The following is a 15,550-nucleotide window of genomic DNA, read 5'->3' on the forward strand; positions in this document are numbered from 1 at the left end:
GGGTTCAGCGGCGGAGGGCCAGGGTCAGGGTCGCGCCGACCGTCAGGTGCTCGACGACGAGCAGGGCCACCGCACCGGGCGTCACCGCTCCGAGCGGGCCGAGCAGGGAGACGAGCAGCACGACGCCGCACGTCACGAGCCAGGGCCGTCGGCCGCCCGAGCGCAGGCGGCCGAGCAGCGCGCGCACGCCCCACCCGGCGTACCCGACGACGAGCGTCACGGCGACCGCCGCCGCGACGCCGACCGTCTGCGTCCCGGTCGCGGTGCGCACCGCGGGGTCGACGCCGAGCGCCGTCCCGACGACCAGCACGACGGCGGCGACCACCGCCGCGACGGGCGGGACGGCCCAGCGCGGCACGCGCCGCGCCGTCCGCCCGTCCGGCACGGACGCGCGGGGATGGCCTGGGACGTGCGAGGCGCCGCGCGAGGTGGCGTCCGAGGCGCTGCTCGACGTGCTCCGTGTCGTGGACATGACGTTCCTCCTTCGTCGCGCGGCGGAGCCGCGTCTCGTGCGGCCGGGGCCGCGGTCGGCGGGTGCCGACGTCTCCCACGGTCGTGGCCCGAGCGCCCGCCTCGCGTCGGCCGGACGGCGGGGGCCGGGCCGACCGGCGTCGGGCCTCGACCCTCCTGCCGGACGGCGACCCCCGACCTTGGTCGGTGGTCGGCCGCGCACCGGCCGCCTAGCGTCCGGAGCATGACCACCACCGACTGCCCTCCCCTCGCCGGGCGCCCCGTCCTCGCGACGGCCGCCGCGCGCCGCGACGGCACGCACGTCCTCGTCCCCGAGTGGGTGGTCGCGCTCGCCTGGCTCGCCGTCGCGGTGCTCACGGCGCTCGCGACCGCCGGGGTCGTCGCGCAGGACGACGCCGGCGCGGGCCCGTGGCTCGACGTCTCCGTCGCGGTCCTCGCCCTCGCGGTGCTGCCCCTGCTGTGGTCGCGGACCCCGTGCAACGCCCCGGTGGTCGGCGCGCTGGTCCTCGCCTCGCTCGCGGCGTACTCGGGTGCCGCGACCCCGGCCTCGACCGTCGCGACCCTGCAGGTCGCGCGCTGGTACCCGCTGCGCACCGCGCTCCCGGTCGCGGTCGCCGGCTTCCTCGGCCACGCCGTGCAGGCGCTGTGGCGGCCGCAGGCGCTGCCGCTCGGCTGGTGGCTCCTGTGCGACCTCGCCGTGCACGCCGCCCTGCTCGGCTGGGGCCAGTACGCGCAGGCGCGCGACCAGCTGCTGTGGTCGCTGCGGGACCGCGCGCGGCGCGCCGAGCGCGAGCAGGAGCGCCGCGTGGCCGAGGCGCGCGTCGCGGAGCGCACCCGGATCGCGCGCGAGATGCACGACACCCTCGCGCACCGGCTCTCGCTCCTCGCCGCCACGGCGGGCGCGCTCGAGTACCGGCCGGACGCCGACCCGGAGCGGCTCGCCCGCGCCGCGGGACTGGTGCGCGCCGGGGTGAGCTCGGCGCTCGACGACCTGCGCGACGTCGTACGAGTGCTGCGCGCCGAGCCCGGGCTCGGCGGGGCCGACGCGCTGTCGCCGCAGCCGACGCTCGACGACGTCGAGCGGCTCGTCGTGGAGGCGCGCGACGCGGGCGGCGACGTGACCTACGAGCGGACGGGGTCCGCCGACGTCCCGCCGACGGTCGCGGTCGCGGCCTTCCGCGTCGCGCAGGAGGGGCTGACGAACGCCCGGCGGCACGCGCCGGGCGGCCCGGTGACGCTCCGCGTCGTCGCCCGGGCGGGCGAGGTCCGGGTCACGGTGTCCGACGGCGGCCCGCGCCGCGTCCCCGTCGGCGCGGGAGGTGGCGGCGGTATCGGCCCGGGAGGGGGCGGCGTCGGCGACCGCGCGGGCGGCGGCACCGGTACCGGGCTGGTCGGGCTGCGGGAGCGCGTCGACCTGCTCGGCGGGACCCTCGACGCCGGGGCGCGGGACGCGGGGTTCGTGCTCGACGTCCGGCTACCGTGGGACGCGTGACGGAGCAGGGTGGGGGCGCGGGCGCCCCGCGCGGGAGCGACCACCACGACGCCGGAGCGGTCGTCCCGGGCACCGCGCGCACCCGCCTGGTGATCGTCGACGACGACGCGCTGGTCCGCGCCGGGCTGCGCCTCATGCTCGACGGCGCGCACGGCATCGAGGTCGTCGGCGAGGCCGCCGACGGCGTGGAGGTGACGGCCGTGCTCGACGCCCACCCGACCGACGTCGTGCTCATGGACCTGCGCATGCCGCGCGTCGACGGGATCGAGGCCACGCGGCGCGTGCGGGCGCGACCGGACGCGCCGGCCGTCGTCGTGCTCACGACGTTCGACACGGACGAGGAGGTCGTCGGCGCTCTGCACGCCGGGGCGTCCGGCTACCTGCTCAAGGACATGCCGCCCCAGCGGATCGTCGCCGCCGTGCGCGCGGCCGCGACGGGCGAGCCCGTGCTGTCACCGGAGATCGCGCGGCGTCTCATGACGTCGGTCGCCGACGCGGGCGGCCAGCGCGAGCGGGCCCGGGCCGCGCTCGACGCGCTCACCGGGCGCGAGCGGGACGTCGCGGTCGAGCTCGGCCGCGGCGCGACGAACGCGGACATCGCCGCGCGCCTGTTCCTCAGCGTCCCGACGGTCAAGGCCCACGTGTCGAGCGTGCTGCTCAAGCTCGGGCTGGAGAACCGCACCCAGGTCGCGCTGCTCGTCCACGCCGCGGGCCTCGACTGACCGTCAGTCGCCGGGCCACTCCCCCGTCCAGCGCTCGAACGCGCGCGCCCCGCCGCGGTCGATGAGCGCCTTCACCACCGCGTAGACCGCACCCTGCAGGAGTGCCGCGAGCACGATCTCCTTGAGCGGGTACTCCGACTGCAGGGGTGTCGGGGCGTCCTTGCGGTGGCCGGGCGAGACCCGCTTGTAGATCTGCTTGAACACCTGCCCGGCGACGAGCCCGCCCACGACGGAGCTGACGATGCCGACGGGGCGGTACAGGATCTTCGCGGACTTGCTGCCGTTCTTCTCCGGGGGGTGGTCACCGGTCGTCACGTCGTCCATCCCCCGACGCTAGGTCGGCTGCGGCGCTCTCGCTCGTCGCACGGCCACGGGCGGCCCGCCGCGGACGTCAGGCCGGCACGACGGCGCACCCCGCCGGGTCGACGACGACCCGCACCCGGTCGCCCGGCTCGACGACCGACGGGGCGCCCGCGAGCGCCACCAGCCGGGCGGGCGCACCGCCGTCGGCGCCGGGCAGGTCGACGTCGACGGTCACCTCGACCGCGCCGCGGCGGAACACGCTCCCGACGACGGTCGCGTCCCACGCGTCGTCCGACGACGGCACGCCCTCGCCCGCGAGCCGCAGGCCGCGCGGACCGACCGCGAGCAGGTTCCCCGGCCCGTGCGGGACGAACGCCTGGTAGCCGAGGAACTCCGCGACGCGGCGCGACCCGGGCGCGCGCCAGAGGTCCTCGGGCGGCGCGACCTGGAGGAGCCGGCCCGCGTCCATGACGGCGACGCGGTCGGCGACGGTGAACGCCTCGTCGTGGTCGTGGGTGACGAAGACGGCCGTCGTGCCGGTGGCGCGCAGGGCCTCGCGCAGGTCGAGCGCGAGGCGCTCGCGCAGCCCCCGGTCGAGCGCGGAGAGGGGCTCGTCGAGCAGGAGCAGGCGGGGGCGCGGCGCGAGCGACCGCGCGAGCGCGACGCGCTGGCGCTCCCCCCGCTGAGCGTCGCGACCGCGCGCCGCTCGTACCCGGCGAGCCCGACGACGTCGAGCAGCTCGGCCACGCGCGCGTCGCGCTCGGCGCGCGGCAGCCCCGCGATCCCGTAGGCGACGTTGCCCGCGACGTCGCGGTGCGGGAAGAGCTGGCCCTCCTGGAACATGAGCCCGAACCCGCGGCGGTGCACGGGGACGCCCGTGAGGTCGCGGCCGTCCCACGCCACGGAGCCCGCGGCGACCGGCTCGAGCCCCGCGACGGCGCGCAGCAGGCTCGACTTGCCGCAGCCGCTCGGCCCGAGCAGGGCGAGCACCTCGCCGGGCGCGACGTCGAGCGTGACGCCCGCGACCGCCGTCGTGCCGGGGTCGGTGCGCGCTCCCCCGTCGCCGCGCCCGCCGTACCGCACGACGACGTCGCGCACCGCGAGCCCGGCGGCCTCCCCGGTGCCGGGGCCGGGGCGCGACGGCTCCGGCGCGCCCGCGCGCGCGGGGGCGGGGTCGGTCTGCACCATCAGAACTCTCCTCCGGGTCGGTCGCCGCGCAACCGCTCGGCGAGCAGCATCACGGTCGCGGTGAGCAGCGCGAGCACGACGCTCGCCGCGAGCGCCATGCCGTAGTTCTCGGCGCCCGGGCGCCCGATGAGCCGGAAGATCACGACCGGCAGGGTCGCGCTGTCCGGGCGGGCGAGGAACGACGTCGCGCCGAACTCCCCGAGCGAGACGGCGAACGCGAACCCGACGGCGAGGCCGAGCGAGCGCGCGGCGATCGGGCCGTCGACCGTGCGGAACACGCGCCCGGGCGCGGCGCCGAGGGTCGCGGCGGCCTCGCGCAGGCGCGGGTCGATGGCGCGCAGCGTCGGCAGGACCGTGCGCACGACGAGCGGCGTCGCGACGACCGCCTGCGCGATCGGCACCAGCAGCCCCGACGTGCGCAGGTCGACGTCGAGGCCGAGCGGCCGGTCGAGCGTGACGAGGAAGCCGAAGCCGACGGTCACCGCGGAGACCCCGAGCGGGAGCATGAACACCGAGTCGAGCACCGAGATCGCGCGCCGCCCGCCGCGCGAGCGCGGGCGCCGGGACACGACGAGCGCCACGAGGCCCCCGATCACGACGGCGAGCACGGTCGCGAGCGCGGCGGTGCGCAGCGAGTTGCCCGCCGCCTCCCACACGGTGACGGACAGCGCGTTGCGCCCGCCCGTGGTGCCGAGGTTCGCGTAGTTGTCGAGGCCCCAGCCGCCGCCCGGGACGCGGAACGAGCGCACGACGAGCGTGCCGAGCGGCAGCCCGACGAGCACGACCACCACGGCCGCGGTGAGCGCCGCGGGCGCGAGGTCGCCCGTCGGGCGGCCGTCGCGCCACAGGCGCAGCGGGTGGGCGGACGACGCCGACGACGACAGGTTGAGGGCGCGCTCGCGCCGGGCCCGCGTGCGATTCGCGACCGTGAGCGCCGCCGCGACGACCACGAGCTGCACGACCGACAGCACCGCCGCGGTGCGCAGGTCGAGGAACTGCGTGGTCTGGATCCAGATCTCCGTCTCGATCGTCCCGTAGCGGATGCCGCCGAGCACGAGCACGACGCCGAACGCCGTCGCGCAGAAGAGGAAGACGATCGACGCGGCGCTCGCGATCGCGGGCGTGAGCGCCGGGAGCGTCACGGTGCGGAACGCGCGCCACGGCGTCGCGCCGAGGGCGCGCGCCGCCTGCTCGGCGCGCGGGTCGAGGTGCTCCCAGAGGCCGCCGACCGTGCGCACCACGACGGAGTAGTTGAAGAACACGAGCGCGACGACGATCGCGGCGAACGTCTCGTCGAGCCGCAGGAACCCGAGCGGGCCGCCCTGCACGAGCAACGACCGGAACGCGACGCCGACGACGACGGTCGGGAGCACGAACGGCACCGTGACGAGCGCGCGCACGACCCGGCGCCCGGGGAACCGGCACCGGTACAGCACGTACGCGCCGGGCACGCCGAGCAGCAGCGACAGCGCCGTGCCGAGCACGGCCTGCCAGAGCGTGAGGCCGACGATCCGCCACGTGCGGGGCTCCGAGAAGACCTCCGCGAACCCCGAGAGGTCGAGGCCGCCGTCGTCCCCGACGAACCCGCGCGCCACGAGCGTGACGACCGGCCACGCGAAGAACACCCCGAGGAACGCGAGCGGCACCGCCGCCGCCAGACCCCACAGCACCCCGCGCCCGACGCCGCCCCGCCGGACCTCCCGACCCCTCACCACGGCTCTCCCCCGCGCGACCACGGCTCTACCCCGAGCGACCACGGCTCTACCCCGCGAGGGAGAGCCGTGGTCGCTCGGGGACCGGGGGTCAGTCGACGACCGTCGCCGTCCATGCCTTGATCCACTCGTCGCGGTGCGCCGAGACGTCGGCGGGCGCGACCTCGAAGGGTTCGTCGGCGAGCGGCGCGAACTCGGCCCAGCCGTCGGGCAGCGTGACGGAGTCGTCGGCGGGGTACATGTACATCTGGTCGGCGACGTCGGCCTGGAACGTCTCGCTCACGAGGAAGTCGAGGAGCTGCTGCGCGCCCTCGGGGTTCTTCGCGTTCGCGAGCACGCCCGCGTACTCGACCTGGCGGAAGCACGTGTCGAGCAGCGCGCCCGTGGTCGACGCGGAGCCGTCCTCGGTGAGCGTGAACGCGGGCGACGTCGAGTACGACAGCACGAGCGGGCGCGGCCCCGCGCCCTCCGAGCCGGAGAAGTCGACGTAGTACGCGTCGGACCAGCCGTCGACGACCTTCACGCCGTTGGCGCGCAGGTCCGCCCAGTAGTCCTCCCAGCCGTCCTCGCCGAACGCCCCGACGGTCGCGAGGAGGAACGCGAGGCCCGGCGACGACGTCGCGGGGTTGGTCACGACGAGGAGGTCCCGGTACTCCGGCTTCGCCAGGTCCTCGAGCGTCACGGGCTCGGGGATCCCCGCGTCCGCGAACCACGCGTGGTCCACGTTGACGCACACGTCCCCGAGGTCGACGGCGGTGAGCTCACCGCGGTCGCCGACCGCGTACGACGCGGCGGACTCCGAGACGTCCGCGGGCGTGTACGGCTCGAGGACGCCCTCGTCGATCGCGCGCGACGCGAAGGTGTTGTCGATCCCGAACACGACGTCGCCGAGCGGCGAGTCCTTCGTGAGGATCAGCTGGTTGACCAGCGCGCCGCCGTCGCCGGGCGCGACCTGCTCGACGGTGAGCCCGCTCTCCTCCTCGAACGCGGCGAGCACGTCGTCGCTCACCGCGAAGGAGTCGTGGGTCACCAGGGTGACCGTGCCCCCGCTGCCCGACGACGCGTCGTCGCCCCCGGCGCCGTCACCACCCGAGCAGGCCGCGAGGGCGAGGAGCGCGAGCGTCGCGCCCACGCCGGTCGCGAGGGCCCGGCCGCGGCGGGCGACGGTGGTCGTGTGCTGCATGTGTCCTCCCTGGACGTTCAGGAGGGGTCCACCGGCCCGACGAGCCGCGCGCCGGGTGGGCGCGACGGACCGCGCGAGCAGGTGATCGAGAATCCCGACTTCCTCCACCGGTGCTAACCGGATCAGGTTCGAGGGTCTGCGGTGGTCCGCACTCTCAGCTCCTCCAGGAGCTCCCCTGTCGTTCACCGCGAGCCTACACCGGCCCCTCACCCGGAGAGTCCCCTGAGAGAACCCTGAGCACCGGAGACCGCGGACCAGGGACGGTTCGGGGCCTGTCCCCGATGCCGCGGGCACGCGCGCCGCGGGAGGTTCGGTACGGCCGCCGGGAGCCCCGGCGGCCACCACAGGACGACGCCGCCCGGCGAGCCACGACGCTCCCGCGCAGCGGCACGACGAGAGGACGGACGAGGACGTGACGACGACAGGTGCGGCACGGCGGAGCACCCCGCGCGAGGGCGCGCCCGCTGAGGGCGCCGAGGGCGGTGCACGACCCGCGATTGCCACCGCGCGCGGGCTGGTGAAGACGTACGGGCGCGGCGAGGCCGCGGTGCGTGCGCTCGACGGCGTGGACGTGGACGTCGAGAAGGGTCGGCTGACGGCGATCATGGGCCCGTCCGGGTCCGGGAAGTCCACGCTCCTGCACTGCCTCGCGGGGCTCGACTCCCCCACGGCTGGGACCGTCGTCGTCGACGGCGAGACCGTCTCCGCGATGAGCGAGCGCCGGCTGACGCGCCTGCGGCGCACGCGCCTGGGGTTCGTCTTCCAGTCGTTCAACCTCGTGCCGACGCTCACGGCGGAGGAGAACATCGTGCTGCCGCTCGCGATCGCCCGGCGCCCCGTAGACCGGGAGTGGTTCGACCGCGTGGTCGACGCCGTGGGCCTGCGCCCCCGGCTGGGGCACCGGCCCGCCGAGCTGTCGGGCGGGCAGCAGCAGCGGGTCGCGTGCGCGCGGGCGCTGGTGTCGCGGCCCGCGATCGTGCTCGCGGACGAGCCGACGGGGAACCTCGACTCGCGCGCCGCCGCGGAGGTCCTGGGCTTCCTGCGCGCGTCCGTGGACGACCTCGGCCAGTCCGTCGCGATGGTCACGCACGACCCGACCGCGGCGTCGTACGCCCACCGGGTGCTCTTCCTCGCGGACGGCCGCCTCGTGACCGAGCTCCACGACCCCACGCCCCAGGCGGTCCTCGACACGCTGGGCTCCCTCACGCCCGCCGCGCCGGCCCCGGCGCACGCCGCCCCGGCAGCGACGACGGCGGCCGCCCGATGATGGGCCGGATCGCGCTGCGCGGCGTGCGCGCGCACGGCGCGCAGCTCGTCCTCTCGGTCCTCGCCGTGACGATCGGCGTCGCGTTCGTGACCGGCACGTTCGCGCTGCGCGCGATGCTCGCGACCACGTTCGACGGCATCGTCGCCTCGTCGGTCCAGGCGGACGCGTACGTGCGCGGCGCGTCGTCGGCCGGGGACGCGCTGATGTCGACGTCGGCCCAGGTGGGCGGTGCGCGCAGCCTCGTCCCGGCGGACCTGGCGCGCGACCTCGGCGCGCGCGACGACGTCGCGCTCGCGCTCCCGGAGGTGAGCGGTCCCGCCGTGCTCGTGGGCGCGGACGGGACCGCGGTCCTCGGCAGCCAGGCGCCGAGCATCGGCGTCGCCTACGACCCCCGCGACCCCGGCCCGCAGGTGGTCGACGGCCGCGCACCCCGCGACGGTGGCGAGGTCGCGCTCGAGTCGGCGACGCTCGCGGCGTCGGGCCTCGCGGTGGGCGACACGACCGACGTCGTGCTGGGCGACGCCGTGCGGCCCGTGCGCGTGGTCGGCGAGGTCTCGCTGTCCGCACCGATGGCGGGCGCGACGATCGTCCTGCTCGACGCCGGGACCGCCGCCGGGACGTACGCGCCCGACGACCTCGTCCCGTCGGTCGCTCTGTACGCGGCCGACGACGTCTCCCCGGAGGCGCTGCGCGACGCCGTCGCGACCGCGCTCCCGGCGGGCGCCGAGGCGCTGACGGGGGCGGAGCTGCGTGCCGAGACGAGCGAGGCGATCACCGACCAGCTCGGGTTCGTCTCGACGTTCCTCCTGGTGTTCGCCGCCCTCGCGCTGTTCGTCGGCACGTTCATCATCACCACCACGTTCTCGATGCACGTCCGACGCCGCACGCGCGAGCTCGCGCTCCTGCGCGCGGTGGGCGCGTCGCCCGGGCAGGTGTTCGGCTCCGTGGTGGGGCAGGCGGCGGTCGTCGGGGCCGTGGGCGCGCTGCTCGGCGTCGGGGCCGGGTTCGGCCTCGCGGAGCTCGCCCGCAGCGGGCTCGGCGCCGTCGGCATGGAGCTCTCCGGCTCGCTGCCCGTCACGACCACGGGGGTCGCCGTCCCGCTCGTGGTCGGCGTCGTCGTGTCGGTGCTCGCCGCCGCCCTGCCCGCGCGGCACGCCGCGCTCGTGCGCCCGGTGGAGGCGATGCGCGCCGACGTCGTCCGGCCCACCGGGACGGGGCGGGCCCGTGCCGTCGCCGGTACCCTCGCGCTGCTCGCGGGCGTGGGGCTCGTCGTCGCGGCGGCCGTGGCCGGCAGCGGGGGCGCGCCCCTCCTCGGTCTCGGCGCGGCCGGCGTCGTCGCGGGCGTGCTCCTCCTCGCGCCGCTCGCGGTCGGCCCGGTGCTGACCGTCCTCGCCGCGCCGTTCGTCGCGCTGGTCCGCCCGCTCGGCGGTCTCGCGCGCGGCAACGTCACGCGCCAGCCGCGGCGGACCGCGGCCACCGCGGGCGCGCTCGTCGTCGGGATGGCGCTCGTCTCGACGACGTCCGTCCTCGCGCTGTCCACCCGCGTCTCCGTGCAGGACATCGTCGACCAGGAGACCGCGGCCGACCTCGTCGTCCGCTCGGCGATGCCGTACCTGCCCGACGGGGTCGCGGGCGACGTCCCCGCCGTGCCCGGCGTCGCTGCGGTCGACGTCACGACGTACGGGCAGGTCGTCGTCGACGGCGAGCCCCAGCTGGTCGTCGGGTTCCCCGCCGAGGGCTTCGGCCGCTCCGTGCGCACGACCGCGACCGAGGGCGACCTCGCCGCGTACGCACGGGGCGAGGCCGCCGTCATGGCGGACGCGCTCGACGAGCACGGCTGGGCCCTGGGCGACGTCCTGACGCTCGCCGACCCGGCACGGCCCGACCTCCCGGCCCGGGAGGTGCGCATCGGCGCGGTGGTCGACTCGCACGCGTTCTCCGTCGACCTGCTCCTGCCGCCCGACGTGGCGGCCGCGGTCGGCGCGACGACGACGGAGATGCTGTTCCTCGACGCCGAGCCCGGCGCGGACCTCGCGGCCGTCCGCGCCGGGGTGACCGACGCCGTCGCGCCGTACGTCGTGGCGTCCGTGCTCGACGCCGACGAGTTCGCCGCGGACGTCGCCGGCCAGGTCGAGTCGGTCCTCGCGATCGTCTACGCCCTGCTGGGGCTCTCCGTCCTCGTCGCCGTGCTGGGCATCGTCAACACGCTCGCGCTGTCCGTCGCGGAGCGGACGCGCGAGATCGGGCTGCTGCGGGCCGTCGGGCTCGGGCGGGCCCAGCTCGCGACGACGATCGTCATCGAGTCCGTGCTCGTCGCGGTGTTCGGCACGGCCGTCGGGCTCGCCGTGGGGACCGGCCTCGCCGCCGCGCTCCCGTCGGTGCTCGCGGACCAGGGCTTCACGACGCTCGCCGTGCCGTGGGCCCAGCTCGGCGCCATGCTCGTGCTCGCGGGCGTCGTGGGCGTCGTCGCCGCGGCGTGGCCCGCGGTGCGCGCCGCGCGCCTGCCCGTCCTGGACGCGGTGAGCCACGACTGAGCCGGGTGCGCGCGCCGGGCGACGCGTGGGCGGCGACTTCGCACTACGGTGGTCGTGCGAGCACGCCCGGCGCCGCCCGGCGCCCCGACCGACGGAGGAACCCCTCGTGGCCGACACGAACGAGAACGAGCAGACCCTGGCCCTCAAGGTCGGGACCGTCGCCCTGACCTTCGCCGCGGGCTGGGCCGCGCAGAAGCTCGTCACGTTCGTCTGGGCCAAGGTCACCGGGCACGACGCCCCGAAGGACCTCGACGACGAGGAGGTCGGCGTCGTCCAGGCCGTGACCTTCGCCGCCGTCGCCGCGGGCGTCGGCGTCCTCGCCCGCCGCTTCGCGGGCAAGGAGGCGAAGCGCGTCGTCGCCCGCCTCGCGTCGCGCGCCTGACGCTCGGCCCGCTCCGTCCGCGCGAGGGAGGCCGGGCCGCCGGGTAGCCTGGCGCGCGTGACCGCCCCGCCGGCGAGCCCGACGACGCCCCCTCAGGACTCGATCCTGCGCGCCGGCCTGCGCGTCCTCGCCGACGCCGGCCGGCTCCTGGCCCGGCACTGGCCCGCGCTCGTCGCGGTCGCCGTCCTCGCGCAGGTGCTGCACGAGCTCGCGCTGCGGGCCGCGCTCGCCGTCGCGCCGTCGTCCGGGGTGCTCGGCCTGCTCGTGCTGTGCTTCTCGCCGCTCGCGACGGTCGTCGGGATCGTCGTCATGCTGCACGTCCTGCGCCGGGAGCCGCGCACCGAGCGCGACCGGCTCGAGGTCCGGGCGCTGCTCGGCTCGATCGCCTCGGTCCTCGTGCCCTACCTCGTCATCTACGAGTTCTACGGCGGGCTGTCGTCCGACTGGCAGGCGTACATCGACTCCGCCGCGCTCGACCACGCGTTCGCCGCGGGCGCGGGGATCGAGACCGCGAGCCCCGTCCCCGAGGGCTTCGGGCTCACCGTCGTGCTCGTCGTCGCGGGCGCGCTGCTCGCCCGCACCCTGCTGGAACGGCTCGCGCGGCGCCTCGACCGCGGCGTCCCCGCGCGCGACGGCGACGCCCGGCACAGCGCCCGCTCCGCCGCGGTGCGCATCGCCGCGGGCTACTGCGAGGTCGTCTGGATCGTCGTCGGCGCGTTCACCGTCACGGCCCTCGTCGGGCGCGTCCGCGAGTGGTGGTCGACGCGCGTCGTCGTCGTCGAGGTGACGACCTGGTGGGACGGCGTGGTCGCGCGCGTGGACGCGCTCAAGCCGCTCGTCGACGCCGTGGGCCCGACGACGTCCCTCCTCGTCGCGGGCGTCGTCACCGGGCTCGTGGTGCCGCTCGCGTGGCTCACGCTCGGGACGATCGTGTACGGCGTGGAGGCGATCGACGTCGTCGACCCCGCCCACGCGGTGCCGGGCGACGGCGGCGCGACCGGCCGGACAGCCCGCGCCGTCGACCGGTTCAACCGGACGCTCGGCGAGAGCGGCGCCCAGCGGGCGTGGGCGCTGATGCTCGACCCGGGCCGGCGGTTCGGCGGCCTCGTCGGGGCCCTCGGGATGCTGTGGCGCAGCCGCTGGGGCGCGGTGCTGCTCTTCTGCGTCGCGTTCGCGCTCCTCACGCTCGCCGAGCAGGTCGTGCTCACCGCCGCGCAGGCGGTCGTCGGCCAGCCGGGGATCGTCGCGTGGCGCGCGCTCGTCGGCCCGCTCGAGACGGTCGCGACCGTCGTCGTGCAGGTGCTCACGACCGTCCTGCTCGCCGCCGCTGCCGACGCGCTGCTCGCGAGCCTGGGCCTGCCGTCCGCGCTGCGCACGCGACGGGCGGCGCGGCGGGCCGGCGAGCCGGACACCGGCGCCGGCACCGGGACGCCGAGCACGCCCACCGCGGTCGGCGCGGCCTCAGCCCCCTGACGCGGCACCCGGCCGGGCGCGGCGGTCAGCCGACGTCTGCGACGGGGAGCGACCAGTACGCGGGCAGGAGGCTCGGCTCGACGAGACGCACCTCGGCGGGCTCGGCGTCGTCCGGGGTGAGGAAGTGCTGCGCGCTCCGGCTGGAGACGGCGCCCGTGCAGACCGGCGCCTCGGGGTACGGCATGCCGGGGAGCGCCGCGGCGCCCGCCGCGTACTCCCGGCCGGCCGTGTCCCGGAGCAACACCGCGCACGACGAGAAGGTCTCCTCCGCGCCCTCCGGGGCGGGCGGCGCGTCGGAGCGCAGCGACACGTCGGCCGCCCAGAGCGTGTAGCCGTCGGGCACCTCGATCCGGCCGCCGTACCCGTCGTCGAGCCCGTCGACCGCCTCGACACCCACCAGCCGGGCCCGCACGTCACCGACCTGGGCCCAGCCGTCGGCGTCCGGCGCGTGCGCGACGCGCGGCTCGCCCGACCACCAGGCCTGCACGTCGTCCGACCGCCAGGTCAGCCAGCCCAGGGCGCCGAGCGCCACGACCAGCACGGGCAGCCACCAGCGGTTGGTCCGCCACCAGCCGGCGCTCATGCGTCCCACCCACCCGGGACGAGCGCGGGCCGCGCCGTCTCCAGGGAGTCCCCCGCGGCGGGCGGCGCGACGCGGCCGAGGTCGACCTCGGCGATCGCCTGGGGACGGTCGAGGTCCGCGTCCTGGTGCTCCGTGAGCACGCGCAGCACGAGGTCGCCCTCGAGCGCCCGTGCGGGCACCTCGACGGCGACGGTCCCCGCCTTCGGGACGTCCGGGTCCGCGAACGTGCTGAGGACCTGGTTGCCCACGCGGCGCGACGCCTCGTGGTCCCGCCCGGCGGCGTCGCGCAGCTCGACCACCTCGACGCTCGCCTCGCCCGTCGTCCCGGACACCGCGAGGTCCACGACGACCCAGACGCCGTCGGTCGTCAGCGGGCCGGATCCGTCGTCAAGCGTCGTGCCGGTGCGGACGTCGTCGACCCGCACGCGCACCGGACCGGCGGTCACGACCTCGCCCACGGTGCCGCGCGACGTCGTCGGCGTGAGCGTGGGCCACCACGTGTCGACGCGCGACACCGCGGCCCCCGCCCCCACGGCGAGGACGAGCAGCACGACGGTCACGGCCCGGCCGGTCCGCCGCGGGCGCCCGTCCGCCGCCCCGGGACCGCCCGGCGTCACGGGCCCGTCCGGCGCCTCGGGCCCGTCCGGCGCCTCGGGCCCGTCCGGTGCCACGGCGGTCGCTTCCTCGGTCACCAGCCGTCCTCCGTCTCGGGCGGGTCCACGATCTCGGGCGGGACGGCCCCGGCCGGGACGTCCACGAGCGTGACAGCGCCCGTCTCGGCCCACCGCCGGCCGCCGCCGACCGTCATGTCGCGGTACCGGAACGTCGGGACGGTCACGGTCAGCGGCGCGTCGGGCGTGCTCACCGCGCCGCGCTCCCCCGGCACCGACACGGGCCACAGGAGCGCGACGTCGTCGGCGAGGCCCGGCGAGAGCACGGGGTACGACGACGCGTCGCGCACGAGGAGCGTGGGGTCCGGGCGGTCCGGCTCCGCGTCGCCCGCGAGCGCCACGCCGCCGGGCAACTCGTCGGGGAGCCTCACCGCGGTGCGGTCGAGCCGCCGCGACTCGCGGTCCGTGTCCAGCGCGCCGACGACCACGACGAGCCACGCGTCCGCCCCGGAGTCCTCGAGCGCCGAGACCTGCACGGCGTCCGTCACGGACCACGAGCGCACGGTGAGGTCGAAGGGCCCCGTGGCGACCGGCTCCCCCGCGGCGGCCCGGGCCGGCCCCGCGTCGGCGGCGTCGTGCCGGGCGAGGCCGCCGGCCGCCGTCGTGCCGACGACGGCCCCCAGGACGACGGCGAGCGCCACGCGGCGCGGCCACGTGCCCACGACGGCGCGGAGCAGCGGCACGCCCCGGGCGGTCTTCGGCGCGGTCGACGTCACGGCGCGCATCCTACGGGGCCGTCACGGGCCGTCGCCGGAACCGCACGGGCCGTCAGGCCCCGCGCACGAGGAGCGTCGTGACCGGCCCCATGACGATCGCGTACATGACGGCGAAGAACAGCGTGTGCAGGAGCACGAAGAGCAGCGCGTCCAGCACGGCGCCGCGGGCCCGGAAGTGGCGCACGAGCTTGCGCACGAACTGGACCGGGTGGGCGAGGTCCCAGCTGTTGAACCGCACGTACCGGCCGAGGTAGATCCCGACGGAGACGAGCGCCAGCACGACGAGCACGACGACCCACGACACGGGACGACGGAACGGGGCGTCGTCGTCCGGGTAGAGCACGATCGCGAGCAGCGCCTGCGCGAGGAACACGTTGACGAGCGTGTTCATCACCCCGGACAGGGCGAGCGTCAGCACGGCCACGATGTCGTACCAGAGCGGGACCTGCTCGCCCTCCTGCCGGTGGCTGTAGTTCAGCTCGGTGACGAGGTAGCCCGCGTTCGGCAGGAGCAGCAGCCAGACGCCGAACCCGACGACGGCGCACGTCACGACCGCCCACGACGGGGCGCCGCCCGCGATGAGCACGGCGTCGACGAGGACGACGAGCCCGAGCACGATCACCGGAGCGATCGAGAGCCCGATGTTGAGGAGCATCGGCCGGTACACGCGCGTGCGGTACAGCGGCGCACGCAGCACCACGAGGGCGAGCGCGTACACGTTGAGCAGGGCCACGCCCCCGAAGAGCCAGTCGAGCACGACCCCACGGTACGGGGGGTTCCCCGCGCGCGGCGCGGGGAGCGTCGTTAGCGTGGAGGTGCTCGACGCAACGACCTCCCCCGTGCCCGACGACGG

Annotated in this window: 15 protein-coding genes, 1 pseudogene and 1 riboswitch; of the genes and pseudogenes, 6 read left to right on the forward strand and 10 right to left on the reverse strand. The window is 76.9% G+C overall.

Annotation, left to right across the window (positions count from 1 at the left end):
* Positions 1-4: 4 nt before the first annotated feature.
* A complete protein-coding gene (locus tag BJP59_RS15130) occupies positions 5-472 on the reverse strand; it encodes a DUF6069 family protein (RefSeq protein ID WP_228485087.1) in 468 nt (155 codons plus the stop codon).
* Between the two features lie 222 nt (positions 473-694).
* Between BJP59_RS15130 and BJP59_RS15135 the strand changes: the two genes are divergently transcribed.
* Together BJP59_RS15135 and BJP59_RS15140 are read left to right on the forward strand one after the other, a co-directional pair.
* A complete protein-coding gene (locus BJP59_RS15135) occupies positions 695-1,963 on the forward strand; it encodes a sensor histidine kinase (protein WP_194521326.1) in 1,269 nt (422 codons plus the stop codon).
* Between the two features lie 89 nt (positions 1,964-2,052).
* Positions 2,053-2,685, forward strand: a complete 633-nt coding sequence (locus BJP59_RS15140; RefSeq protein WP_255541895.1) for a response regulator — start codon at positions 2,053-2,055, stop codon at positions 2,683-2,685.
* Between the two features lie 3 nt (positions 2,686-2,688).
* Here BJP59_RS15140 and BJP59_RS15145 read toward each other — a convergent pair whose 3' ends face one another.
* From BJP59_RS15145 to BJP59_RS15160, 5 genes and pseudogenes are all read right to left on the reverse strand, one after another.
* Positions 2,689-3,009: a DUF4235 domain-containing protein gene (locus BJP59_RS15145; protein WP_061267789.1), complete on the reverse strand. Its 321-nt coding sequence runs from the start codon at positions 3,007-3,009 to the stop codon at positions 2,689-2,691.
* A gap of 67 nt (positions 3,010-3,076) precedes the next feature.
* Positions 3,077-3,457, reverse strand: coding sequence for a hypothetical protein (locus BJP59_RS20350; protein WP_336244636.1), 381 nt, complete (start codon positions 3,455-3,457; stop codon positions 3,077-3,079).
* Between the two features lie 195 nt (positions 3,458-3,652).
* Positions 3,653-4,176 (reverse strand): annotated as a pseudogene (locus BJP59_RS20360) (ABC transporter ATP-binding protein); the annotation flags it as partial.
* The gene (locus BJP59_RS15155; protein ID WP_228485089.1) at positions 4,176-5,891 is read right to left on the reverse strand and encodes an ABC transporter permease; all 1,716 of its coding nucleotides are present in this window, start codon (positions 5,889-5,891) and stop codon (positions 4,176-4,178) included. The pseudogene BJP59_RS20360 and the gene BJP59_RS15155, both read right to left, overlap by 1 nt.
* An 88-nt stretch (positions 5,892-5,979) precedes the next feature.
* Positions 5,980-7,071: a thiamine ABC transporter substrate-binding protein gene (locus BJP59_RS15160; protein WP_194521328.1), complete on the reverse strand. Its 1,092-nt coding sequence runs from the start codon at positions 7,069-7,071 to the stop codon at positions 5,980-5,982.
* 82 nt (positions 7,072-7,153) lie between these two features.
* Positions 7,154-7,258, reverse strand: a riboswitch (TPP riboswitch).
* A 309-nt stretch (positions 7,259-7,567) separates the two neighbouring features.
* Here BJP59_RS15160 and BJP59_RS15165 point away from each other — a divergent pair.
* From BJP59_RS15165 to BJP59_RS15180, 4 genes are all read left to right on the forward strand, one after another.
* The gene (locus tag BJP59_RS15165; RefSeq protein WP_228485448.1) at positions 7,568-8,338 is read left to right on the forward strand and encodes an ABC transporter ATP-binding protein; all 771 of its coding nucleotides are present in this window, start codon (positions 7,568-7,570) and stop codon (positions 8,336-8,338) included.
* On the forward strand, positions 8,335-10,872 hold the full coding sequence (locus tag BJP59_RS15170) for an ABC transporter permease (RefSeq protein WP_336244578.1): 2,538 nt from the start codon (positions 8,335-8,337) through the stop codon (positions 10,870-10,872). Before BJP59_RS15165 ends, BJP59_RS15170 begins: the two co-directional genes overlap by 4 nt.
* A gap of 106 nt (positions 10,873-10,978) precedes the next feature.
* Positions 10,979-11,254, forward strand: coding sequence for a DUF4235 domain-containing protein (locus tag BJP59_RS15175; protein ID WP_009861813.1), 276 nt, complete (start codon positions 10,979-10,981; stop codon positions 11,252-11,254).
* 57 nt (positions 11,255-11,311) lie between these two features.
* Positions 11,312-12,727: a hypothetical protein gene (locus BJP59_RS15180; RefSeq protein ID WP_194521330.1), complete on the forward strand. Its 1,416-nt coding sequence runs from the start codon at positions 11,312-11,314 to the stop codon at positions 12,725-12,727.
* 25 nt (positions 12,728-12,752) lie between these two features.
* On the opposite strand, the gene BJP59_RS15185 is transcribed toward BJP59_RS15180, so the two are convergent.
* Genes BJP59_RS15185 through BJP59_RS15200 form a run of 4 tightly spaced genes read right to left on the reverse strand, consistent with a single transcriptional unit; the run spans position 12,753 to position 15,454 of the window.
* Positions 12,753-13,310, reverse strand: a complete 558-nt coding sequence (locus BJP59_RS15185; protein ID WP_194521331.1) for a hypothetical protein — start codon at positions 13,308-13,310, stop codon at positions 12,753-12,755.
* A complete protein-coding gene (locus BJP59_RS15190; RefSeq protein WP_194521332.1) occupies positions 13,307-14,002 on the reverse strand; it encodes a hypothetical protein in 696 nt (231 codons plus the stop codon). The genes BJP59_RS15185 and BJP59_RS15190 overlap by 4 nt, the downstream gene beginning before the upstream one ends.
* A complete protein-coding gene (locus BJP59_RS15195) occupies positions 13,999-14,697 on the reverse strand; it encodes a hypothetical protein (protein ID WP_194521333.1) in 699 nt (232 codons plus the stop codon). The genes BJP59_RS15190 and BJP59_RS15195 overlap by 4 nt, the downstream gene beginning before the upstream one ends.
* A 52-nt stretch (positions 14,698-14,749) precedes the next feature.
* The gene (locus tag BJP59_RS15200; RefSeq protein WP_194521334.1) at positions 14,750-15,454 is read right to left on the reverse strand and encodes a DUF1361 domain-containing protein; all 705 of its coding nucleotides are present in this window, start codon (positions 15,452-15,454) and stop codon (positions 14,750-14,752) included.
* Positions 15,455-15,550 lie beyond the last annotated feature (96 nt).

The sequence above is a fragment of the Cellulosimicrobium sp. JZ28 genome (assembly GCF_015327065.1).
GTDB lineage: Bacteria > Actinomycetota > Actinomycetes > Actinomycetales > Cellulomonadaceae > Cellulosimicrobium > Cellulosimicrobium funkei.

Excerpts from the sequence above, each read along its gene's own strand:
- BJP59_RS15130 (WP_228485087.1), bottom strand. The coding sequence starts at position 472 with ATGTCCACGACACGGAGCACGTCGAGCAGCGCCTCGGACGCCACCTCG.
- BJP59_RS15135 (WP_194521326.1), top strand. The coding sequence starts at position 695 with ATGACCACCACCGACTGCCCTCCCCTCGCCGGGCGCCCCGTCCTCGCG.
- BJP59_RS15145 (WP_061267789.1), bottom strand. The coding sequence starts at position 3,009 with ATGGACGACGTGACGACCGGTGACCACCCCCCGGAGAAGAACGGCAGC.
- BJP59_RS20350 (WP_336244636.1), bottom strand. The coding sequence starts at position 3,457 with ATGGACGCGGGCCGGCTCCTCCAGGTCGCGCCGCCCGAGGACCTCTGG.
- BJP59_RS15160 (WP_194521328.1), bottom strand. The coding sequence starts at position 7,071 with ATGCAGCACACGACCACCGTCGCCCGCCGCGGCCGGGCCCTCGCGACC.
- BJP59_RS15170 (WP_336244578.1), top strand. The coding sequence starts at position 8,335 with ATGATGGGCCGGATCGCGCTGCGCGGCGTGCGCGCGCACGGCGCGCAG.
- BJP59_RS15185 (WP_194521331.1), bottom strand. The coding sequence starts at position 13,310 with ATGAGCGCCGGCTGGTGGCGGACCAACCGCTGGTGGCTGCCCGTGCTG.